Source organism: Arthrobacter sp. TmtSoilC48, from assembly GCF_059739425.1.
In genome coordinates this window covers 401,503-423,276 of record NZ_AP046049.1, presented here as the reverse complement: position 1 = coordinate 423,276, position 21,774 = coordinate 401,503, and the positions used below count along the sequence as shown (strand labels likewise).

Genomic DNA, 21,774 nt, shown 5'->3' with positions numbered 1-21,774 from the left:
GATGGTGGAATTCCTCTTCCCGTGGTTCTCCCAATTCACTTCTTTGACCGACTCAACGATTGGTTTAGTGCAGCAGCCATGAGCTCAACAAAAATCCTCGTCGTGGACAACTACGACAGCTTCGTTTACACCCTGGTGGGCTACCTGCAGGAACTGGGCGCAGAGACAACCGTGGTCCGAAATGACGACGTGACACTCGCAGAAGCCAAGGAGCTTGCCGCTGCCCGTGATGGAGTCCTTATCTCTCCCGGTCCAGGAACGCCGGCAGAAGCCGGTGTTTGCATCGACCTCATCAAGTGGTGCGGCGAGGCCGCCAAGCCTATGTTCGGAGTGTGCCTTGGCCACCAGGCCCTTGCCGAAGCCTATGGGGGCGTTGTCACCCACGCTCCTGAGCTCATGCACGGGAAAACTTCGCCGGTGCAGCACGAAGGCAAGAGTGTCTTTGTCGGGCTTCCGTCGCCCGTAACGGCCACGCGCTACCACTCACTCGCCGCGGTTCGCGACTCGATCCCCGACGTCCTGGAGATCACGGCCGAGACCACGAACGGTGTGGTCATGGGCCTGCAGCACAAGACCGCTCCCCTCTGCGGTGTGCAGTTCCACCCGGAATCAGTCCTCACCGAAGGCGGCTACCAGATGCTGGGCAACTGGCTGGAGTCCCTCGGCATGACCGGAGCTGCCGAACGTGCTTCGAAGCTGAGTCCGCTGATCCAGCACTGACTTGTAGCGGCAGCTGAGGGGACGTGACCCGTTAGTCCTTCTTAGTGGGGGTCGGCTTGGGGTTGGAGGTATCTGTGGGCGTGGGTGGGGGCGTCGGAACCGGGGCCTTGGCTACCGTTACCGTCACTGTCTTGCCCTGATCCACTTCAGTATTGAAGGTTTCGCTTTGTGCCGTGACCTTGCCGGGGGTCACCTGGGAATTTTCCTGCTCCACCACGGCCATGACGAGGCCGTTCTCCTTCAGCAGCGCTTCGGCTTCCGACTGGGCAAGACCGATCAGTTGGGGCATCAGCACTTTGCCGGACGACACCTGCAGCTCAACGTTGGAAGCTGCGGCTATGGGCGCCCCGGGGGCGGGACCCGTGGTGATCACGAGTCCGATGGGAACCGTGGGGCTGTGCGTCCGCACGCTGGAGATGTTGCCCGTGATTCCCAGGCGCCGAAGGGTGTCGCGGGCGTCTGACTCGGTGCGGCCCACAATGTCGGCAGGGATAGTTACCGAGCTGGGACCGCTGGAGATGTTGAGGATGACCTCGGCGTTCTGTTCAAGCATGGAGCCAGCACTGGGTGAGGTGCCGATCGCCATGTCCTTGGCAACCTTGTCACTGGCCACGCGGGCAGTTTTGGGGACCAGCTTTGCGGAGTAGAGCTCTTGCAGCGCCTGGGACTCCGACATGTTGGTCACCGAGGGAACCGCCACCTTGGCCGGTGCCGCGGGGGGCGCGTTAACCAGGCTGTAGATCCAGAATCCGGCGCCTGCGAGAACAAGGATAGTGAAGATTGCCAGCGTCGCCGCCCAAGTGCGACGGCGGGACTTCTGGTGGGAGGTCCGCTCACGTTCGGGTGGGAGGTCCAAGGGAAGCGCTTCGTCCAGCGGTTCCTCAATGGGGTCCTGGGTCACGCCGTTGTAGTGCTCGACGTCAAGGAATCCAACGGCCGTGGCGCTCAAGAGCTGCGTTTCCGGGTCTTCGGACGAAATGAGGTCGTTGGGGTCGGTGGGTGCCTCGCTGGCGGGAAGCACGGGAACGGCGATGCCATTGCTCGCGGCCCTGAGTGCCCGCCGGAAGGCAGCCGCATCCTGGAATCGGTCCGACCGGCTCTTTTGCAGGGCCTTGGCAAGCACGGAATCCAAAGCCTCGGAAACCTCGGGGTTATGGACGCTGGGGAGGTCGGGCGTCTCCCGGACGTGCTGGTAGGCCACTGAAACCGGGCTGTCGCCTACGAATGGTGGCCGGCTGGTAAGCAGTTCGTACAGAAGGCAGCCCGCAGAGTAGAGATCGCTGCGGGCATCAACGGTCTCTCCCCGTGCTTGTTCGGGGGAAAGGTATTGTGCCGTTCCCACTACAGCCTGCGTCTGCGTCATGGTGGCAGCGGAGTCAGCCATGGCCCGGGCAATGCCAAAGTCCATGACCTTGACGTCCCCGGTATCCGCACAGACCATGACGTTGGCGGGTTTGATATCGCGGTGCACAATGCCCGCCCGATGGCTGTATTCCAGCGCCGCGAGGACGCCAAGGGTGTAGCCGATGGAGTCTTCAACACCGAGTTCGTGCGCTTTGATCATGTCCCGCAGCGTCCGTCCTGCGACGAACTCCATCACGATGTACGGGACACGCACGTCCTCACCCGGTCCGCCCGGGACAGAGTACTCGCCGGTATCGAAGATGGCCACGATGGAAGGGTGGTTCAGTGCTGCGACAGCCTGGGCCTCGCGTTTGAAGCGGGCCTGGAACTGGGGATCGCGGGCGAGGTCGGCACGCAGGACTTTGACTGCAATGGTGCGTCCCAGGAGCGTATCCGACCCACGGTAGACGTCTGCCATGCCGCCACGGCCGATAAGGTCACCGAGTTCGTAGCGACCATTGAGGATGCGCTGCGAAGAGACAGGTGTACTCTCCTCTCGGTGCGCTGGACCGGGCCGTGGCGTAGACATGGCGGCTACTTAGTTGCTCGGGCTGCCGGAGCCGCTGGGGCTGGCGCTCGGGGACGTCGGATTGCTCGGTACAAGCGACTTGGACAGGTGGTATGTGACTACCGAACCAGCCGCAACCTTTGTTCCAGGGGCCGGCTCGGACCGTACGAAGGTGCCTGGTTTCTGGCCGACGGCGCCATTGACGGGATCGCCCGGGACCCACCGCAGGTTCGCTGCTTCGATCAGTCCCCGCACCTCTTCCTCGCTGAGGCCGACCCCGATGCTGGGCACGGACACCATTTCCGGACCCTTGGAGTACTGGACAGTGATAACTTCCCCTGGATCCACGGGACCCGTGGGGTTAAGGTCAGTTACCGTGCCGGCGGGGGCAGTGTTGAACACTTCCTGCCCGTTGACCTGCAGGCCCAATCCAACAAGCTGGCTGCGGACAGTCTCAAACGGTTGTCCAAGATACTCCTCAGGGATCAGGTTGATCTTCTGGGGGGTGGACTGCGTCGGTGTCGGGGAGGGGGCCTGGGACGTCTGCGTTGGTGTGGCCGATTGCGACGTTGGACTTGCGCTCCGGCTTGCGCTTGCAGAGGTGGACTCGCCCGGACCGGGATTCGGGGAGAAGAAGCCCGACTGTGAAATCAGGAAACCAACCAGTGCGAAGAGCACCAGCAGGATCAGGGCAACGAGTGGCCAGGTCCAGGGGCTGCGCTTCTTACGCTCAGGCTCGACGTCGTCGTAGTTGTCATCATCGCTGTAGATGACTTCTTCTTCGTCGTTCAGCTGCCGCTCTGCCTCCAGCGCATTCGCCCGCGCCAAATGGTTGTCCGCGGAAGCGCCGGCGGCTCCAACAGCCGCACCGGCTGCACCTCCAACGGCGGCGGTTGCGCCGAGCACCGGAAGTGCGGAAGTCGACGTCGTGGAATGCTCCTTGCCAAACGGCGAGGTAACGACGCCGGTGGGGGCCGTAGCAGTATTGACCGGTGCCGTGATGGGTCCGGTAGCGGCTTCGAAGAGGAGCATACCCGGCACCGCGGCGTGGGCAGTGGTGATATCGCCGTTGCGGATAGCCTCGGCGGCCTCCGCCAGCTTGATGGCGTTGGCTGGACGGTTCTTTGGATCCTTGGCGAGCATCGACATCAGGAGGGCACGCACCGGCGTGGGCAGCGTCTCCGGAAGTGGTGGCGGAGCGTCGTTAACCTGTGCAAGGGCAATGGCGATCTGGGATTCACCGGAGAACGGACGGTGGCCGGTGAGGCATTCGTAGCCAATGACGCCCAGCGAGTAGATGTCAGACGAGCCGGTGGCAGTTTGTCCTGTTGCCTGCTCGGGAGCAAGGTACTGGGCGGTGCCCATGACCTGGCCGGTCTGGGTCAGCGGCACCTGGTCAGCCAGGCGGGCGATACCGAAGTCGGTGACCTTGACGCGGTTGTCCGGCGTGATCAGGAGGTTGCCCGGTTTGATGTCGCGGTGGACCAGGCCCTGGGCATGTGCCACTGCCAGTGCGCGCGCCGTCTGGGAGATGATCGAAAGGGTCATGTCAGGTGACAGGACCTGCTCGCGCTCAAGGATGCCGCTCAACGGGTGGCCGGGCACCAGTTCCATGACGAGGTACGCCGAGCCGGCTTCTTCGCCGTAATCGAAGACGTTGGCAATACCCACGTGGTTAAGGAGTGCTGTGTGGCGGGCTTCGGCGCGGAAGCGCTGGAGGAAGCCGGGGTCCCCGGTGTATTCCTCCTTGAGCACCTTGATGGCAACGATCCTGCCCAGGATCTGGTCCTTGGCCTTCCAGACCTCGCCCATGCCGCCAATCGCAATGCGACTGGTCAGCTGGAACCTGCCGCCGAGTGTGATTCCCGAAGTAGGTCTCACTTATTCAACACCGCCTCAAAAATCTTCTTTGCGTTCGGACTGGTTAGCTTGGCGCCTGTGAGCACATCCACACCTTCCATGACGATGGTGACGGCCACTTGCGGATCGTTCGCCGGGGCGAACCCGGTGAACCAAGAGTTGTTCAAACCTGAATCGCCGAGCTCGGCGGTACCCGTCTTACCGGCTACCTGGACCCCCGGGACAGCAGCGCCGCTGGCGATGCCGTTGGAGACCGCGCTGCTCATCCACTGGGTGATCTGGTTCGCGATGGGTTGGGTCGTGCTGGTGCGCAGGGCCTCTGGCTTGAACTCGCTGATCACCCGGAGGTCGGGCGCACGGACTGTCTTGACCAGGTTGGGCTTCATCTGCACACCACCGTTGGCAATTGCCGCAGTCATCAGGTTGATCTGGAGCGGGGTTGCCTTGACGTCGCGCTGCCCCACTGAGGACTGGGCAAGCTGGGCCTGGTCCAGGTCCTTCGGGAAGACGCTGATGGCCTGCTGGAGCTTGAGCTGCTCGCCGAAGGTGTCCCCGAAGCCGAACTTCTCTGCCTGATCCCGGATGGCGTCCTGGCCCAGGTCCAGCGCGATGCTCGCAAAGGGAGTGTTGCATGACTGTTCCAGGGCGAAAGAGAACGTTGCCGTTTCGCGGACGTTGCAGTTGCCGCCGGCGTAGTTGGGCAGGCTCGCACTGGATCCAGGCAAGGGCAGGCTGCTGGGGTTCGGCAGTTCGCTGTCCTTGTTGTACTTGCCGGAATTCAGGGCGGCCGCAGTGTCCACGAGCTTGAACACCGAGCCCGGGGACAACAAGTTACCCGTAGGCCCGCTGAGGTTCTGGTTCAAGTTGATGCCGGGAATCTTGTTCAGCTCGGCGTAGTTGGCCGCTGCGGCAGCGGTGTCGTGTGTAGCAATCAGGTTGGGGTCGTAGGACGGCTTGGAAACCATGGCAAGGATGGCGCCGGTTTTCGGGTTGGTCACAACGATCGAGCCACGCTGGCCCTCGGGGATGAGGTCGTAGGCAAGCTGCTGGATGGCGGGATCGAGCGTGAGTTCCACAGAGGCGCCCTTGGGCTCATTGCCAAGGAACATCTGGCTGACGCGGTCCAGGAACAGTTGGTCGGAGTTGCCGGCCAACTGGTCGCTGAGGGACTGTTCGAGCCCGGTGGAACCAAATCCCCTGGAGAAGTATCCCGTGATGCCCGCATAAAGTTCCGGCTGGGTGTACTTGCGTTGGAACGCGCAGGACTCGTTACCCGGAACGGACTCTGCAATCGGTTTACCGGCGACGATGATCGCCCCGCGGTCGTTGCAGAATGTTGCCAGGATTGCCCGCTGATTCCATGGATTGGCGTTGAGATCGTCAGCGCCAATGACCTGGACATAGCTGATGGCGCCGAAAATCAAGGCGAACATGGCGACGGCAGCCATCCACGAACTTCTAATTGCCTGGTTCATGGATGCTTCACCGCTTCCGTGGGCGCGCCCGGCGTGGGTACGGAAGCTGACTTGCGGGCGGCCGGGTTGGTGCTGCTTGCAGGAGGTTTATTCACCATCGGAGTGGTATCTATGGGCCCGCGGGCCGTGTTGGAGATCATGAGCAGGAGGCCGACGATTATCCAGTTGGCCAGGAGGGAGGATCCACCGGCGGCCAGGAATGGCGTGGTGAGGCCGGTCAGCGGAATAAGTCTGGTGACGCCGCCGATGACCACGAAGCACTGGAGCGCGATTGCGAAGGAGAGCCCGCACGCCAGCAACTTGCCGAACGCATCCCGGGTGCCGAGTGCGGCGCGGAAACCGCGGGTAAAAAGCAACAGGTAGAGCATCACGACAGCGAACAGGCCGATGAGGCCGAGTTCTTCGCCAATGAGTGCCACGATCATGTCGCTGTTGGCGAAGGGCACCAGGTCCGGCCGGCCTTGGCCAAGGCCTGTGCCCACAAGGCCGCCGTCAGCCATGCCGAACAGGCCTTGGACGATCTGCCCGCTGCCACCGGGTGACCTGCCAAAGACTTCGGGAGTGAACGCGTTGATCCAGCTATCGATCCTGAAGGCAACGTGCGAGAAGATCCTGGAAGCAATGAATCCGCCCCCAAGTATCAGGGCAAGGCCGATCACCACCCATGAGATGCGGCTCGTAGCGACGTAGATCATCACAATGAAGAGGCCGAAGAACAGGACTGACGATCCGAGGTCGCGCTGGAATACGAGGACGCCAATGCTCACCAACCAGGCAGTGATCATGGGACCCAGGTCCTTGAACCGCGGGAATTGCATGGGGCCGATTTTCCGTCCGGCCAGCAGGATGAGGTCCCGGTTGGAGGACAGATACCCGGCGAAGAATATTGCCAGGGTGATCTTGGCAATTTCGCCTGGCTGGAACGTCATCGGGCCGATCCTGATCCACACGCTCGCACCCAGTACTTCACCGGCAGAGATGCCCGGAACGAGCGGCAAAATCAGAAGGAAAGCACTCGCTGCCAAGGAAATGTAGGTAAACCGCCGCAAGATGCGGTGGTCCTTGAGGAACCAAATCACAGCGATGGATACCGCCATGGCAATAAGCGTCCAACGGAGCTGGTTATTACCGGTATCGTCCCCGGGCCCGTCCATGCGGTGGATCAAAGCGAGTCCGAGCCCGTTCAAGGCAACAACGATCGGAAGTATTACTGGATCGGCATACTTAGCGCGCAACCTCAGGACTACGTGGAAGGCAAAGGCAGCGACAGCAAGCAGGCTCGATTGGAACCAGAAGTCACTGTCGAGTCCACTTTCGGAATTGATGCTCACCAGAGCACTGGCGCCGATGCCAACGGCAAGCGCAAGCACGATGAGCACCAGCTCAACATTGCGGCGCGGTTTGGCCGCGGTCTCAGTCTGGATCATTTTGCCGCCTCACAGGGAGTCGGTACGGGCGAAGGCGTAGGGCTGGCAATGGCCGCTGTACTGGGAATTGGAACACTGGTTGTCGCTGACGGAGTCGGGGAAGGAGTGGTGCTGGGGCAGGTTCCCGACGTACTGCCGTAGTTCTTCAGGTTCTCCACAATACGTTGCGCATCATCAAGGTCTCCCGCAGGAACGGTCTGCCGAACACTCTGTTGACCATACTCGGGAAGGGACTCAACACGGAGGTCGGTGACAGCCTCGAGCCGGGACAACTGGATGGGGCCGAGCCGCTGCGAAATGCCGTTGAAGATTGCTACACGGGAATCGTACTCTCCAACGTAATAGCGGGTCTGCGTCCAGGCGTAGCCAAGCCATAGGCCCACCACGACGCCGAGCACAACAACAGCTGCGACGGCGGGCATGAGCCAGCGGATGCGGCGTCGTGCCGGTTCTTCGACTTCCAGACGATCCTGTTCGGCTTTGTGGGTGAGCACAGTAGCCGCACGTCGAGCAACGGTACGGCCTGCCACAGTGGGGATGGATCCGGTCTCGGCCGCCGTAGCTGCAGCACCCACGAGCTCATGGGGACGGCTGGCGAGTTCCTCTCGGAGGACTTCGGCGGAAAGATGCTCACCCAGATGCGGGTCAGTAGTGGTGGGCGGTTCTTTGGAGGTTCCGTCTTCGTCAGCGGACTCAGCCTTCTCCGCAGCTGGGCCGCCCTCCGCAGCTGGGCCGCCCTCCGCTGTTGGGTCGACAGGGCTGGAAGATGAACCGGCGTCGGCAACCTTGCCATCGTTAGCCGCTGTTGCCTTAAGCTCGCCCGGACTGGCGTCTGCGGGCTTGGTGGCGGAGGGACCTTCCGTCGGCTTGCCTGCAGCAGATGATTCCGGCCCGTCCACCGCGGCAAGCGCCGCAGGAGGAACGACGTCGACGGCGGCCGTGTTGACGTCGTCGACGGTCTCCTCAACGATTTCCAGCACGACCACGGTGACGTTGTCCGGAGCGCCGGCTTCCAACGTGAGATTAACGAGGATTTCTGCGCATTCCCGCAGGTCCTTGGTTTCCCGGAATACCCGCTCCACCACGTGCCCTGCCACATAGTTGAGGCCATCCGAGCAGAGCAACCAGCGTTCGCCCGGTTCGACGTCGAGGGCATCCAAGTCCAGCTCAGGGCTGGCGTCGACGTCACCCAGGACGCGCATCAGGACGTTCTTGTGGGGATGTGTTTCGGCTTCTTCGGGGCGGAGCCGGCCTTCATCAATAAGGCGTTGAACGAACGTGTGGTCAATGCTGACTTGCTCAAACTTCTTGTTCCGCAGGCGGTAGGCCCGGGAATCGCCGATGTGGGCGAAATGGAGTTTGCGGCCCTCGAGGAGCAGGGCGGTGACGGTGGTGCCCATGCCGGAAAGCTTGGGATTCTGATGAACCAGCTCGGACAGCAGCGAATTGGCGGTCTGGATCTCATCGGCGAGGATCGTATCGGCGCCCTCGGGGTAGTCATCATGGTCGAGGTGGATCATGTCCAGCACCGTGGAGGCCGAGGCGACGTCTCCGCCTGCATGTCCACCCATGCCATCGGCAACGACTGCAAGATGGCGGCCCACATACGCGGAGTCGTCATTCTTGGAGCGGATCCGTCCGACGTCGGATCGCGCGGCGTAGCGCATGATGAGTGGGCGCTCCGCAGGCGTTTCCTTGCCTTCCGGGGTCTCGGGAGAGGCCATGGACTACGGCCTCAATTCAATAACCGTCTTGCCGATTCTCACGGGAACGCCAAGCTCCACCGGCAGGGCACGGGTGAGCTGCTGATCGGCCAGGTAGGTGCCGTTGGTGGACCCAAGGTCCTCAATGAACCAGCGGCTGCCCTGCGGGAACAAGCGCGCATGCCGGCCGGAAGCGTAGTCGTCTTCCAGGACCAGCGTGGCTTCCTGCGCGCGGCCCAACAGGATGGGGCTTGCCGCCAAGGGAAGTGTGGTGCCCTTGAGGGGGCCCTCAGTGACCACCAAATTGCGCGCATGCTGGATGGCGGGCGGCGGGGAAGCTGCCAATTCGGGGTGCTTGCGGACCTCGCGTGCTGTGGGGGCTCCGGTCACAGCCTTGCGGCCGATCTGGAAGTCGCGGCGCATGGTGGACACGATGCTGAAGATCAAGACCCACAGCAACAGCAGGAAACCGAAGCGAAGTGCCGTGATGGTCAGTTCGCTGATGTCGTTCACGCGTGGCCACCCAGGGTCTGGGGGAGGAGGCGGAAAATGATCTTGGTACGTCCCATCGTGATGGTTGAGCCGTCAGTGAGCTCCACGCTGCCGTCCACCTTGTGACCGTTGACGTAACTGCCATTGGTGGAACCAAGGTCAACGGCCCACGTAGTGCCGTTCTGGGTGCGGACCTCAAGGTGCTTCCTGGAAACTCCGGTGTCATCCACCAGGATGTCCGCTTCCGAAGAGCGGCCCAGCACGACCGACTGGGCATTGAGGGAATAGCGCTGGCCGGCAATGTCCAGGACAGGCTGGAGTCGGGTGGGCTGCCGGGCGGGTGCAGCTGGAACATTCGGCCGCGGGGCTTGTGGTGCGGCAGCGGCGTCGTCGGAGGATTTCTCGGTCCGGGAAGTTATTTCGAAGTGACCGGCGCGTTCCTCCTCATTTCGACGGAACGAAATCCGGACCGCGCCCTGGAGAGTGTAGCCCTGGCTGCGAACGTGCTGGATGACCACATCGCACAGTTCCTCAGCCAGTGGAGTCCCCCACTCCTGGGCACGTCCAAAATCTTCGTCGCTGAGGAGGACATCGAACACATTGGGGGCGAGGGTGCGGCCGGCTGCGATGGTGATGGACTTATTGTCCAGCTCGCGCCGTAGCTTGCTCGCGATTTCCACAGGCTCAACACGTGCCCGCGACCCCGTGGAGAAGACATTGCGGACAGCCTTTTCAATGCCGCGCTCGACTTTGTCCAGCAAACCCATGGTCCTTCTCCTTTCCTCGCCGCGGCACCCACTGTGCCTGGTTCAATACTCGGTGCTTCGACCCGTCCACGCACACAGCAAAGTGAGCGCCGAACGGCCCTTCCACTTCCCGATACTACTGGGAGTGTCTGGGAATGGCCTTAATCCACAACGCCTTACGACGCGGAAAAGTTCGATTCCGGCCCGTTCTGCCGGGGGAGCCAGGGGGTGAAATTTCCGTGCCGTTAAGCAAAAGTTGTACGGCTTGGGCACCTCCCAGCAGCGTTGCGCACAGCCCGGCAGGGACTCGATTGGTGTTTTGTCTGGAATGTCCGTTATGCTTGATCTCGCTGCTTTTGAAGGAAACGAAGCTGGGAGACCGGTGGAAATCCTGAAAAAGAAGTTGCGCGCGAGTGGCGGAACGGCAGACGCGCTGGCTTCAGGTGCCAGTATCCGAAAGGGTGTGGGGGTTCAAATCCCCCCTCGCGCACGCAATTGAAAGAGCCCCGGTCTTAGGATCGGGGCTCTTTTGTTGTTTCCCCCAACTGGGTCGCATTAGTGCGCGTTTAGAGCCGTTGTGATGTCTCAGGACTTCGTAGACACTTCATGTCTCATGACACTGTGGACACTTCATGTCTCAGGACTTCGTGGACACTTCGTGGTTGAGCGGTTTCCGGCGGTCTTTTAGTGGCGGGTATTTGGTTCGTTTGCTTCGTGTGCCTCGAGGGTCAGCAGCGACTCCTGAGGGTTTGCCGTTGCCGACGTAGAGCGTGCCTTTGACGGGGATGGGGTGCGTGATGATCTCGGTGCCGTGGGCATCGAAGAACATCACCGTGGTGCTGTCGTAGATGATGTGCACGGCGGTGCCGGCTAGTTCCTTGCCCATGTTGAAGGCCGTCCCGAACACGGTGACACGGCCGCCCTTGGTGACGCGGCGTTGTTCGCTTTGACGTTGCTCATGGATGGTCACCGCAGGCTCGGGCAGGGCGGGAGCAGGAGTCTTCGGGGTCGCGTGCCAGGCTTCCTCCGGGGTCTGTTTCCCTGGCAGTGCCTGGTGTTCGCGTTCGGTGTTGTAGTACTGGTCGAAGGTGTCGATCTGGGCTTGCAGGATGGCCATGGTCGTGGCCGGTGGCTGCTTACGCAGGTAGCGGTGCAGGGTGAAGTGGAAGCGTTCGTTCTTGCCTTGGGTGGTCGGCTTCCCAGGTTTGCCGGTGATGGGTTCGACCCCATGGGATTTGAGGTATTCCACGAGCGCTCCGGTGCGTCCGCGGCGGGTTGGATTCAGCGCTGCACCGTTGTCGGAGAGGAATTTCTCCGGCACGCCGTGACGTTCGATGGCCAGGGACACGACGGCGATGGCGGCCTCGCTCGTTTCCCCGGTCGCGACCAGAGATGCCAAGGCCAAGCGGGAGTGGTCATCGATGAGTTGAAAGATCGCCACCTTCTTCCCGTTCGCGAGCGGCCACTCGGTTGCGTCGATCTGCCAGCATGCGTTCGGCTGCGGGTAGACGAACCGTTTCTGAGCGTTGTGTGGCTTCTTCCGCGGCTCGGGGATGACGACACCGGCGCGGCTGAAGATCCTGGCCACGGTCGCTCTGGATGGTGGCGCGAAGCCTTTGCGGGACAGGGTCGCGATCACCGACAAAGGGCCGTGATCGTAGCCTCCTTTTTCCAACGCTGCCCGTGTGGCCAAGAGGAGTTCGATCATCGCCGGGGCCGTCGCCGTGGGGCTCGTGAACGGAACTGGCCGCTTCGTTGCCAAGGCCTCCACCGGGCCCGCAATTTCGGCTTCTGCCCGGACTTTGTAAAACCAAGCCCGTGAGACCCCGTGCTTCTTGCAGAACTTGCTGACTTCACCCCGAGGGGCATCAGTCGGCCACAACGCGACTGCTTGACGGACGCTCAACTTCGGTGCGGGTTTGCTCATGAAACCGAGCAAACCCGCACCGAGTGTCTACGAAGTCCTGAGACACACTGTCCACGAAGTCATGAGACATAAGTGTCCATTAAGTCTTGAGACTTCACACGCGTTTAGACGGCTCTAAACGCGCACTAATGCGACTCAGTTGGGCTGCGAAGCGGGAGGTCAGCCGCGCGGCGAACCCTTGAACCGGCGTCGTGAATTGCTCAGGTGAAGGCGCATCGCTGCCGCGGCAGCGGCGGGGTCGCCGTCGGCGATGGCTGCGTATATAGAGGAGTGCTCGTGGACCACTTGTTCGAACCGTTCCCGGGAGTCCTGCTCTTCACTGCCCAGGAGGCGCGTGCGTGGCATGGTGATCATTGTTTGACCCAGGGCGGTGATGCAGTCCGTATAAAAGGGATTGCCTGACGCTGCAGCAACGGCCCGGTGGAATTCGAAGTCAGCCTTCATGGACTGGGCCGGGTGGCCCGAACTCGCGGTGAATTGCTCCAGTGCACCATGCACTGCCTTCAATTGATGGCCCGTGTGGTTCAGGGCCGCCAAGGCTGCTGCTTCGGTCTCGACGCCGATCCGGAAGTCGAGCATCTGCAGCCGCTCTTCCATGCTGGATACCTGACGGGTTCCGGGGGCCTGCGTAGGGCCGTCCGCCGGCGGGGTCAGTGCGAAACTGCCCCGTCCACGTTCAGTTTCGACAAGTCCTTCAGCCTGCAGACGGGTCAGGGCGGAGCGGACCACTGTCCGGCTGACGCCGAATTCGCTGATGAGTGTGTTTTCGCTGGGGAGTTTCTCACCTGGCTGGATGACGCCGTCGACGATGCGGGTGCGAAGGTCGGCGGCGAGATCCGCGGTCAGGTTTCGGCTCATGGGTTCAAGATTACGCGCCGAATTCCACGGATTCGGTGGTCCAGGCGCGGGCCTGCCCGCTCAGCGTAACGCCCAGTCCGGGGCGGTCCGGAACGATCATCCGGCCATTTTTGGTCTCCAGGCGTTCCTCGAAGAGGGGATCCAGCCAATCGAAGTGCTCCACCCAGGGTTCCCGCGGATAGGCAGCGGCCAAGTGCAGGTGGATCTCCATGGCAAAGTGCGGAGCCAGGCCAAGACCGCGCTCATCCGCAAGGGCAGCGAGGCGCAGGAACTGGGTTATGCCGCCAACGCGGGGTGCATCGGGCTGGATGATGTCGCAACTGTTGGCGTTGATAAGGCCCTTGTGTTCCGCCACGGAGGCCAGCATCTCGCCCGTGGCGATGGGCGTATCCAAAACCTGGGCAAGGTGCGCATGGCCCTCAAAATCGTAGGCGTCCAGCGGCTCTTCGATCCAAATGAGGTTGAATTCCTCAAGCTGGCGGCCCATGCGCAGGGCAGTCGCACGGTCCCACTGTTGGTTGGCGTCCACCATGAGCGGTACGTCCCAGCCGATGTGCTCGCGGACGCCGGCCACGCGACGGAGGTCTTCCTTGGAATCCGGGAGGCCAACCTTGATCTTGATGCCACCAATGCCTTCTTCAATGGACTGCGTCGCGCGTGCCTTGACCTCTTCCAACGTGGCGTTGAGGAAGCCGCCGGAGGTGTTGTAGGTCTGCACGGAGTCGCGATAGGAGCCCAGCAGTTTGGCAAGGGGGAGTCCGGCGCGTTTGGCTTTGAGGTCGTACAGCGCGATGTCGATGGCAGCCAGGGCCTGGGTTGCAACGCCCGAGCGGCCCACAGAGGCTCCGGCCCAGAGAAGCTTGGTGTAGATCCTGCCGATGTCGTTGGGGTCCTCGCCAATGATGCCCTCGGCAACTTCCTTCGCGTGGGCGTACTGTGCGGGACCGCCGGCGCGTTTTGAGTAGCTGAACCCTATGCCGCTGTGGCCTTGCTCCGTGGTGATCTCGGCGAAGAGGAACACTACTTCGGTCATCGGCTTCTGGCGGCCCGTGAACACCTTGGCGTCGCTGATGGGCACGGTGAGGGGCAAACGGGCCGTTGACAGTTTGATGTGGCGAATGAGATCTACAGGGCTCATGGTTCTCCTAAGGTGCGGGCATCTTTGCCTGAAACTTAGGATACAAGTCATTAACTTGTAGTACAAGAGATTATGTTCCGCAAGCTCTGGCACGCCGTCAGGCCGGTGCCTAGACTGACAGCACAATCGGCGGAGCTCCCGCAGATGGCGGGGACGTGTTCCGCCGGAACCTGATCCAGGGAGCATCATGCGTCACTCAAACCACAGCACTGTCATAGCTCGGGGCAGATTCCTGCGCCGAGACCCGTCACAGCCCCTAACCAGGGCTGTGCGCCGCGTCTTCGCGGGCGTAGTCGCCCTTGTGCTCGCGGCCTTCTTCGGCCCCGCGCCGCTGGCCTCTGCCGCCCGGGCCGCGGATTACCTCATCCCCCTGCCTGGAGCCTCATCGGCCGAAGGAATTGCCGCCGGCGCAGGAACGACGTTCTACGCCGGAGACTTTGGAAACGGAGACATCTTCCGCGGCGACGTCCGCCAGCAAACGGCGTCACTTTTCATCGACGTGCCTGATGGCCGGGCCGCTGTCGGGATGACCGCGGATGTGGGCAACAGCCTGTTGTTCGTCGCTGGGGGTGGGACCGGGCAAGCTTACGTCTACAACACAGATACCGGCCAGACCGTCGCCGTGCTCCAACTGACCACCGGTCCAGCGTTTATCAACGACGTCGCGCTGACCCCTGAAGGCGCCTGGTTCACGAATTCCGTGGCCGCTGAACTGTACCTTGTTCCGGTTGGGCAGGACGGCGAACTCGGCAGCGTCCGGACACTTCCTCTGTCCGGTCCCGCAGCTGACACCTCGTCGCAGTTCAACCTCAACGGCATCGCAGCAACTCCGGACGGCGAGAGCCTCATCGTCGCCCATTCAGGAAACGGCGCCCTCTACACGGTCGACCCTGCAACGGGTGCAAGCGAAATAATCGAGGGCGTCAGCGTTCCCGCCGTTGATGGCATCGTAGTTAAGGGCAACCAGCTTTGGGCGGTGCAGAACATGCTCAACCAGGTCAGCAGGTTCGTTTTGGACGATGACCAGGAATCCGGGAAGCTGAAGGGCGTCATCACCAGTGGGCTCTTCCAGACTCCGACGACGGCGGCCCTGTTCGGTGACACGCTCGCCGTGGTGAACGCAAAGTTCTTCCAGCCGGGGTCCACAACGTTCGAGGTCGTGGTGGTTGGCGCCCGCTAGATGTACTAACCCGGTAGGGCGCGGCGGAAGGGGCCGCTGACGACCTCCTCAAAAACTACTCTCGCAGCGCCCCGAACCCGGTGATCAGCGCCTCAAGCCCCAAGCTAAAAGCAACGTCGGTCGGCCGTGGATGGCGCTCCAAGGCGAGCCTGTCCACGGCTGCCGTGAAGTTGGGCACCTGGTCCGCAAGCGAGCCGGCGTCGAAAATGTCTTCCGGCGCGGTGACGTCGTATGCGGCCCCGAACACGAAGGCCTCCAACGCAACAATCGCCGAAATGATCTTCTCTTCCGGGAACCCGGCGTCGCGGAATCCGGCGGTCACGGCCTCGTACATCGCCAGGGTCTTCGGAGCGTTCGCCACCGGAAGTACGGCAATAACGGGAATCAGCGGCGTGTGCTGCGAAAACACATCCCGGTAGGACCATGCCCAGCGGCGCACGGCCACATCCCACGGCTCCACACCAAAAGCGGACACATCAACCATCGCGGCCAAGTGGTCCTCCACCAGCAAGAGCACGTCGTCCTTGGAGGCTACGTGGTTGTAGAGGGCGGATGGCGCCACGCCCAGCGAACGTGCCAGGGCTGCCATGGTGAGACCGTCGTAACCCTTGCTGCTGATTAACTCCAGGGCCGCCGTCGTGATGCCGTTCTGGTCCAGGATGCGTGCCATGGGCCGTCCGGCGCGCCGCCGCGCCTTGCTGGCGGAAGCTGGGGCAGCGCCCGGCTCGGGTTCGGGCGCGGGTGTGGGTGCGGGCATCGGAAGCCTTTCTGCTGCCTGTATCTCCAGCATTATTCCATCGGGTCTTCCCACTCGCGGACTTGGCGGCTATTATCGAATATAAATGAATGGCATTCATTTATTGGTCAGCCACCAAGGACGGCCACGGAGAGGACATCATGCAGAATCTTGATCGCGACGTTGTGATCGTCGGTGCCGGACCGTCAGGGTTGACGGCGGCACGCGAACTGAAGAAGGCCGGACTCAGCGTCGCAGTGCTCGAAGCACGCGACCGCGTGGGCGGCCGCACCTGGACCGACACCATTGACGGCGCCATGCTGGAAATCGGCGGCCAGTGGGTTTCCCCGGACCAGACGGCCCTCATGGACCTGCTGGACGAGATGGGACTGAAAATGTACCCGCGCTACCGCGACGGCGAGTCCGTCTACATCGGCGCAGACGGCAAGCGCGTCCAGTACACGGGTGACACCTTCCCCGTTAACGAGCACACCAAGGCCGAGATGGACAAGCTCGTTGCCATCCTGGACGGGCTCGCCGCGGAGATCGGTCCCACCGAGCCCTGGGCACACCCCAAGGCCCGCGAACTGGACACCATCTCCTTCCACCACTGGCTCCGCCAGAACTCCAATGATGAAGAAGCCTGCAACAACATCGGCCTCTTCATCGCCGGCGGCATGCTGACCAAGCCTGCCCACGCCTTCTCTGCGCTGCAGGCCGTCCTCATGGCCGCTTCCGCAGGGTCCTTCACGCACCTGACGGACGAAGACTTCATCCTGGACAAGCGCGTCATTGGTGGCATGCAGCAGGTTTCGCTGCTCCAGGCCGCCGAGCTGGGTTCCGACGTCGTGCTTAACAGCCCTGTTCGCACCATCAACTGGGACGTCGACCGCGTGACGGTTGACTCTGAGCGAGCCACGGTGAACGCGCGGTACGTCATCATGGCGGTGCCGCCAAACCTGTACTCGCGTGTTTCCTTCAACCCGCCGCTGCCGCGCCGCCAGCACCAGATGCACCAGCACCAGTCACTGGGCCTGGTCATCAAGGTTCATGCTGTGTACAGCACGCCGTTCTGGCGCGAAGAAGGCCTCTCGGGCACCGGTTTCAGCGCCGGCGCCTTGGTGCAGGAGGTCTACGACAACACCAACCACGGCGACTCCCGCGGCACGTTGGTGGGCTTCATTTCCGATGAAAAAGCCGACGCCGTGTTCGAGCTCAGCGCCGAAGACCGCAAGAAGGCCGTCCTCCAGTCCATCGCCGGCTTCCTCGGCGACAAGGCCCTCACCCCCGAGGTCTACTACGAATCAGACTGGGGCTCGGAGGAATGGACCCGCGGCGCATACGCCTCCAGCTACGATCTCGGCGGCCTGCACCGCTACGGCAAGGACCAGCACGCCAACGTCGGACCGATCTACTGGTCCTCGTCGGACCTCGCCGCGGAGGGCTACCAGCATGTGGACGGCGCGGTCCGGATGGGCCAGGCAACCGCTGCCCGGATCGTCAAGGCCAACAAGTTGAGCGCGCTGCCGGTCGGCTAGGCAAAGCGCCTGGGACACGCGCCGAGATGGCACTTAACACCCATGTTCGCGCCTGGCACTGGTGTTAAGTGTCACCTCGGCGCGGGTTGTCCGGCCCTCGGCACCCCTGCCGCACGCTCCGCTTCGATGAGTGCTTGGGCCAGGCGCTCGACGGCGGCCTGGTAGTCAGTCCCGGGTGTCACCCGGCAGCGTTCAGCCTCCCGCATGGCGCGGGCAAGGGCAGCTGTCTCGGCCATCCTGACGTCCGTCATTGCCGGGAAATCTATTGCCTGCCCGGGATCGAGTTCGTAGCGCTGCCACTGCTGGAGGACGCTCGCGTGGCGTGCGGCAGTTTTGGCAAAACCACGACGACGCCGGGGCTCGGCTGCGTGGAGACGGTCAACCTTGCGGCTGGTAGCCAGCGTTGCTGCTGCAGCGGTCATCCCGACGAAGACCATGATCAGTCCGGCCGGCGCCCATTCCACTGCGGGAACCAGGATGGCCGGAAGAATCACAACCAGGCCGGCGAAGAGATCCCAGAAGATCGTGTCCGGTTCCGGGCCGCGCCCATGCGTGAGTTTTCTGTGGAGGACGAACGTTGTTGCCGCTGTTGCGAGCACCAAGGCTAGGCCCCACAGGAGCATCATGGCGGGCATTTGACCACCTCCAGGCGAGTACGCGCTGCTGTGATTTCAGTATGCGCCAGAGTGTTCCCGCGCTGCTACTCTCCGGGTCCAGGGGCGTAGCCTAGGGCCCATGAGACTGAAAATGTGCAGCATCCACGTCAAGGACCCCGCTACGGCCCATGCTTTCTATACGGAAACGTTGGGCTTCGAAACCCTGATGGCCATGCCCGAGCACAACCTCTTCATCATTAAGGATCCCGGCGCGGATAACAGCGCAGACAACAATTCCGTGGGACTCCTGCTGGAACCCAGCGACAACCCGATCGGTGCCAACTACATGAACGCAGTGCACGACGCCGGCCTCCCCGCCATCGTCTTCGGCGTACCGGATGTGCAGGCCGAGTATGAGCGCTTGGTTGCCGCCGGCGTGACGTTCAAGGGCGAGCCCTCCGAGGATCCTTCCGGCATCAGCGCAGTGTTCGACGACGGCTGCGGCAACTTCGTGCAGCTACACCAGGACTAGTTAAACAGCTGTGGCCGGGACCAACTGGTCCCGGCCACAGCCAGCTCGTACTATGCGTGATCGCGTTTTGACGTCTTCGGGGCATCGCGCTTGGCTGCTGCGTTGTCCTTGGCTTCCTTGGTGGCTGCCTTCTTCGCAGCCTCTTCCTTGACGCGCTGTGCTTCGGCGCGGACGGCGGCGTGCGTGGCGCGCTCCACAACCAGCCACTGCGGCGGAGCCTGCAGCAGCTCGGTGATTTCCGCCGTCGTGAGTGCTTCTTCGACGCCACCGCGGGCCAGGCCGCTGATGGAGACGTTCAGCTTCTGTGCCACTACCGGGCGCGGGTGCGGGCCGTTGCGGCGGAGCTCGGCGAGCCACTCCGGCGGGTTGGCCTGGAGTTCGGCGAATTCTTCGCGGGAGATGGACGAATCCTGGAACTCCTGGGGTGTCGCGGGCAGGTAGATGCCGAGTTTCTTGGCAACGGTTGCCGGTTTCATGGACTGGGAGTTCGAGGACGTCATGCTTCAAGGGTATCTGGCCGGTACTGTGAGTGTGTGCCAGACGCTGAAGAATCCGCCCAAATAACCGAGCCCCCGAGCGAGCTTCGCTTCGCTTATGTTGCGGGTGTGACGCCTGGGAAATGGATCCGGCGGTGGGAAGAGCGGATGCCGGACGTCCCGTTGCACGCGTTCATGTCCGACGACGGTGCGCAGCTTTCGGTTTTGCACGACGGTTCCGCTGACCTTAGCTTTGTTCGGCTGCCCGTGGACCGGGAAGGCCTGAACGTCATTCCCCTGTATGAAGAGCAGCCGGTGGTGGTCGCTCCCAAGGGACACGAGATCTCCGTGTTTGAAGAGGTGGCGCTGGAGGACCTGTCCGAGGAGAATTTCCTGGACGTGGAGGAAATGGGCGGGCCGGATATGGCCTTGCAGGTGGTGGCTTCCGGAGCCGGGTTGGCCATCCTGCCCATGTCAGTGGCCCGGCACCTGAACAACAAGCAGACCGTGATGCGGCTCCTGACCGGCGCTCCTGGAACTCAGATTGGCCTCGCTTGGCTTGCTGGAACAGATAGCCCGGTGATTGAGGAATTCATTGGGATCGTGCGCGGCCGGACGGCGCAGAGTTCACGCCAGCCGTCGGCCCGGCAGGAGAAGCCGAAGAAGGCGCCCAAGCCGGATCGTCGTGGGAGCGGGGCCAAGAAGCCCGCCGTGGCGCAGCGCTACGCCCCGAATCCGGACAAGGGCCGTGGCAAGGGTTCGCGCAAGAAGGGCAAGCGCTGACGCTCCTGCCCGGTTGCTCCGCGATTTTGCGCCTTGGAGCGCAGCAATCGGCGAAAATTCGCCGTGCGGACTGAGGCAAGTGGGAGGGAGCAGCGAATCCCGGCTATTCGCCGTGGATCGCGGCCTGTTGCTGCTCTGACCTGTTGAGGTAGGCGAGCAGAAGGTCCCCGGCGCGCTCCAGGTCGCCGGATTCGAGTGCCGAGCAGATCTGCTCGTTTTCCTTGAGCCAGTCGCTGTAGAAGTGCGCGTTCATGGTGGCCTTGTGGAAGTAAAGACGCATCTCAGCTAGCACTTGCGCCATGATCGAGTTCAGCCTCCCGCTTTCGGCCAAGGCAACGATGGCACCGTGGAAATGCTGGTTGGCGCTGCCGAGGCCTTCGTTATCGTCTGCCGCTGCTGCGCGCTTTCCCTCCTCGACGGCGGCCCTCACTGCGGCGATGCGCTCTGGAGAGCCTCCGGCCCGGATGGAACTGACCTCGATGGCCCTGCGCACGGTGTAGACATCGTGAATGTCGCCAGCTTCCAACGTGGCCACATAGACGCCCCGGTTCGGTTGCCGCACCAGCAGACGCTCGCTGGCCAGTTCGGCGAATGCTTCACGGACGGTGTTGCGCGAAACCCCCAGGTCCTCGGCGATGGTGGCTTCCGTGAGCTTGGCACCTGGCACGAGGAAGCCCTCGGCCAGTTGGTAGCGCAGTTCTTCGGCAACCCTCTCGGCAACCGAAGGCACTCGGAGGCGCATGCGGGCGCCAGCGCCGTCGATGCCGGCTTTTCCCCGTGGTTCCTGATCTGCACTGGCCATGACACCAAAATTACACGATTGCCAAAAATTAGGATCGCTGGATTGTTGAACAATCCGGAAATCTGGTGCATCCTTGATGTAACGCACATCACGAGGCAGGAATTACACCATGGCAGTCATCGACCTGAACAGCGACGTCGGAGAGTCCTTCGGACGTTGGACGCTGGGCGACGACGCAGCCATGTTCGAATCCGTTTCCAGTGCCAACGTTGCGTGCGGATTCCACGCTGGCGACCCCAGCGTTATTCGCAGCACCTGCAAAAAGGCGGCTGAGGCCGGCGTCGTGATTGGCGCCCACGTCGGCTACCGGGATCTTGCAGGATTCGGCCGTCGCTTCCTGGACGTTGATCCCATGGAGCTGGCCGACGACGTCGTCTACCAGATCGGGGCCCTGCAGGCGCTGGCTGCCACGACGGGTGCGGGCGTCCAGTACGTGAAGCCCCATGGCGGCCTCTACAACGCGATAGTCAAGCACACGGCGCAAGCAAAGGCCGTCGTCGACGCCGTGAAATCGGTTGACCCCAACCTTCCGATCCTCGGCCTTCCCGGTTCCGAAGTCCTGCGCCTCGCTGAGGAAGCCGGCCTTCGTGGCGTTGCCGAAGCGTTCGCGGACCGCGCCTACAACCCGGACGGAACCCTCGTCTCGCGCTCACAGCCAGGCGCCGTCCTGCACGACCCCGCCGAAGTGGCGGAACACGTTTTGCGAATGGCCACCGAACAGTCCGTCAGGACGATCGATGGTTCCATCCTGAAGATCCGCGCAGAAAGCATCTGCGTGCATGGTGACTCACCGGGGGCCGTCGCGATGGCCACTGCAGTGAAGTCCGCTCTCGACGACGCCGGCGTCAGCATCGGCTCGTTCCTCTAGACCTG

20 protein-coding genes and 1 tRNA gene are annotated in these 21,774 nt (G+C 62.5%); 7 read left to right on the top strand and 14 right to left on the bottom strand.

The window, feature by feature from the left end; translation table 11 throughout:
• The first annotated feature begins 78 nt into the window (after window positions 1-78).
• A complete protein-coding gene (locus AC6I97_RS02085) occupies window positions 79-720 on the top strand; it encodes an aminodeoxychorismate/anthranilate synthase component II (RefSeq protein ID WP_224094520.1) in 642 nt (213 codons plus the stop codon).
• 31 nt (window positions 721-751) lie between these two features.
• Here AC6I97_RS02085 and pknB read toward each other — a convergent pair whose 3' ends face one another.
• From pknB to AC6I97_RS02050, 7 genes are read right to left on the bottom strand one after another with little or no spacing between them, the layout of a single operon-like run.
• On the bottom strand, window positions 752-2,653 hold the full coding sequence (gene pknB, locus AC6I97_RS02080) for a Stk1 family PASTA domain-containing Ser/Thr kinase (protein WP_224165945.1): 1,902 nt from the start codon (window positions 2,651-2,653) through the stop codon (window positions 752-754).
• A gap of 9 nt (window positions 2,654-2,662) precedes the next feature.
• Entirely contained in the window at window positions 2,663-4,513 is a 1,851-nt protein-coding gene (locus AC6I97_RS02075) for a protein kinase domain-containing protein (RefSeq protein ID WP_224094523.1), read from the bottom strand.
• Window positions 4,510-5,967, bottom strand: a complete 1,458-nt coding sequence (locus AC6I97_RS02070) for a penicillin-binding transpeptidase domain-containing protein (protein WP_224094524.1) — start codon at window positions 5,965-5,967, stop codon at window positions 4,510-4,512. The genes AC6I97_RS02075 and AC6I97_RS02070 overlap by 4 nt, the downstream gene beginning before the upstream one ends.
• Entirely contained in the window at window positions 5,964-7,394 is a 1,431-nt protein-coding gene (locus AC6I97_RS02065) for an FtsW/RodA/SpoVE family cell cycle protein (RefSeq protein ID WP_224165946.1), read from the bottom strand. The genes AC6I97_RS02070 and AC6I97_RS02065 overlap by 4 nt, the downstream gene beginning before the upstream one ends.
• Window positions 7,391-9,118 (bottom strand): protein phosphatase 2C domain-containing protein, encoded by a 1,728-nt coding sequence (locus tag AC6I97_RS02060; RefSeq protein WP_309930378.1) that lies wholly within the window; start codon window positions 9,116-9,118, stop codon window positions 7,391-7,393. The genes AC6I97_RS02065 and AC6I97_RS02060 overlap by 4 nt, the downstream gene beginning before the upstream one ends.
• A 3-nt stretch (window positions 9,119-9,121) precedes the next feature.
• Window positions 9,122-9,601: an FHA domain-containing protein FhaB/FipA gene (locus AC6I97_RS02055; protein ID WP_224095160.1), complete on the bottom strand. Its 480-nt coding sequence runs from the start codon at window positions 9,599-9,601 to the stop codon at window positions 9,122-9,124.
• Window positions 9,602-9,606: 5 nt separating this feature from the next.
• Window positions 9,607-10,356 carry an FHA domain-containing protein gene (locus AC6I97_RS02050; protein ID WP_216924342.1) on the bottom strand — a complete coding sequence of 250 codons (750 nt, stop codon included), beginning with the start codon at window positions 10,354-10,356 and terminating at the stop codon, window positions 9,607-9,609.
• Between the two features lie 386 nt (window positions 10,357-10,742).
• Between AC6I97_RS02050 and AC6I97_RS02045 the strand changes: the two genes are divergently transcribed.
• Window positions 10,743-10,825, top strand: a tRNA-Leu gene (locus AC6I97_RS02045).
• Between the two features lie 147 nt (window positions 10,826-10,972).
• Here AC6I97_RS02045 and AC6I97_RS02040 read toward each other — a convergent pair.
• From AC6I97_RS02040 to AC6I97_RS02030, 3 genes are all read right to left on the bottom strand, one after another.
• A complete protein-coding gene (locus AC6I97_RS02040) occupies window positions 10,973-12,262 on the bottom strand; it encodes a DDE-type integrase/transposase/recombinase (protein WP_497943955.1) in 1,290 nt (429 codons plus the stop codon).
• Between the two features lie 159 nt (window positions 12,263-12,421).
• Window positions 12,422-13,120 (bottom strand): FadR/GntR family transcriptional regulator, encoded by a 699-nt coding sequence (locus tag AC6I97_RS02035; protein WP_497943954.1) that lies wholly within the window; start codon window positions 13,118-13,120, stop codon window positions 12,422-12,424.
• A 10-nt stretch (window positions 13,121-13,130) separates the two neighbouring features.
• The gene (locus AC6I97_RS02030) at window positions 13,131-14,258 is read right to left on the bottom strand and encodes an L-talarate/galactarate dehydratase (RefSeq protein WP_497943953.1); all 1,128 of its coding nucleotides are present in this window, start codon (window positions 14,256-14,258) and stop codon (window positions 13,131-13,133) included.
• 187 nt (window positions 14,259-14,445) lie between these two features.
• On the opposite strand from AC6I97_RS02030, the gene AC6I97_RS02025 reads away from it, so the two are divergent.
• On the top strand, window positions 14,446-15,438 hold the full coding sequence (locus AC6I97_RS02025) for an SMP-30/gluconolactonase/LRE family protein (RefSeq protein ID WP_497943952.1): 993 nt from the start codon (window positions 14,446-14,448) through the stop codon (window positions 15,436-15,438).
• A 55-nt stretch (window positions 15,439-15,493) separates the two neighbouring features.
• Here the strand turns inward: AC6I97_RS02025 and AC6I97_RS02020 are convergent, their stop codons facing one another.
• Window positions 15,494-16,228, bottom strand: coding sequence for a TetR/AcrR family transcriptional regulator (locus AC6I97_RS02020; RefSeq protein ID WP_497943951.1), 735 nt, complete (start codon window positions 16,226-16,228; stop codon window positions 15,494-15,496).
• Window positions 16,229-16,335: 107 nt separating this feature from the next.
• Between AC6I97_RS02020 and AC6I97_RS02015 the strand changes: the two genes are divergently transcribed.
• Entirely contained in the window at window positions 16,336-17,712 is a 1,377-nt protein-coding gene (locus AC6I97_RS02015) for a flavin monoamine oxidase family protein (RefSeq protein ID WP_497946880.1), read from the top strand.
• A gap of 71 nt (window positions 17,713-17,783) precedes the next feature.
• Here AC6I97_RS02015 and AC6I97_RS02010 read toward each other — a convergent pair whose 3' ends face one another.
• The gene (locus AC6I97_RS02010; RefSeq protein ID WP_497943950.1) at window positions 17,784-18,347 is read right to left on the bottom strand and encodes a hypothetical protein; all 564 of its coding nucleotides are present in this window, start codon (window positions 18,345-18,347) and stop codon (window positions 17,784-17,786) included.
• Window positions 18,348-18,447: 100 nt separating this feature from the next.
• Here AC6I97_RS02010 and AC6I97_RS02005 point away from each other — a divergent pair, with 100 nt between their 5' ends.
• Window positions 18,448-18,840 carry a VOC family protein gene (locus tag AC6I97_RS02005; RefSeq protein WP_224165952.1) on the top strand — a complete coding sequence of 131 codons (393 nt, stop codon included), beginning with the start codon at window positions 18,448-18,450 and terminating at the stop codon, window positions 18,838-18,840.
• Window positions 18,841-18,890: 50 nt separating this feature from the next.
• Here AC6I97_RS02005 and AC6I97_RS02000 read toward each other — a convergent pair whose 3' ends face one another.
• Complete coding sequence (locus AC6I97_RS02000) at window positions 18,891-19,340, bottom strand: DUF5997 family protein (RefSeq protein WP_216924330.1); 450 nt, start codon at window positions 19,338-19,340, stop codon at window positions 18,891-18,893.
• A 33-nt stretch (window positions 19,341-19,373) separates the two neighbouring features.
• Here AC6I97_RS02000 and AC6I97_RS01995 point away from each other — a divergent pair, with 33 nt between their 5' ends.
• Window positions 19,374-20,099: a LysR family transcriptional regulator substrate-binding protein gene (locus AC6I97_RS01995; RefSeq protein ID WP_309930361.1), complete on the top strand. Its 726-nt coding sequence runs from the start codon at window positions 19,374-19,376 to the stop codon at window positions 20,097-20,099.
• Window positions 20,100-20,202: 103 nt separating this feature from the next.
• Here the strand turns inward: AC6I97_RS01995 and AC6I97_RS01990 are convergent, their stop codons facing one another.
• On the bottom strand, window positions 20,203-20,901 hold the full coding sequence (locus tag AC6I97_RS01990; protein WP_224165955.1) for a GntR family transcriptional regulator: 699 nt from the start codon (window positions 20,899-20,901) through the stop codon (window positions 20,203-20,205).
• Between the two features lie 109 nt (window positions 20,902-21,010).
• Here AC6I97_RS01990 and AC6I97_RS01985 point away from each other — a divergent pair, with 109 nt between their 5' ends.
• Entirely contained in the window at window positions 21,011-21,769 is a 759-nt protein-coding gene (locus tag AC6I97_RS01985) for a LamB/YcsF family protein (protein WP_224094535.1), read from the top strand.
• The last annotated feature ends 5 nt before the right edge of the window (window positions 21,770-21,774 follow it).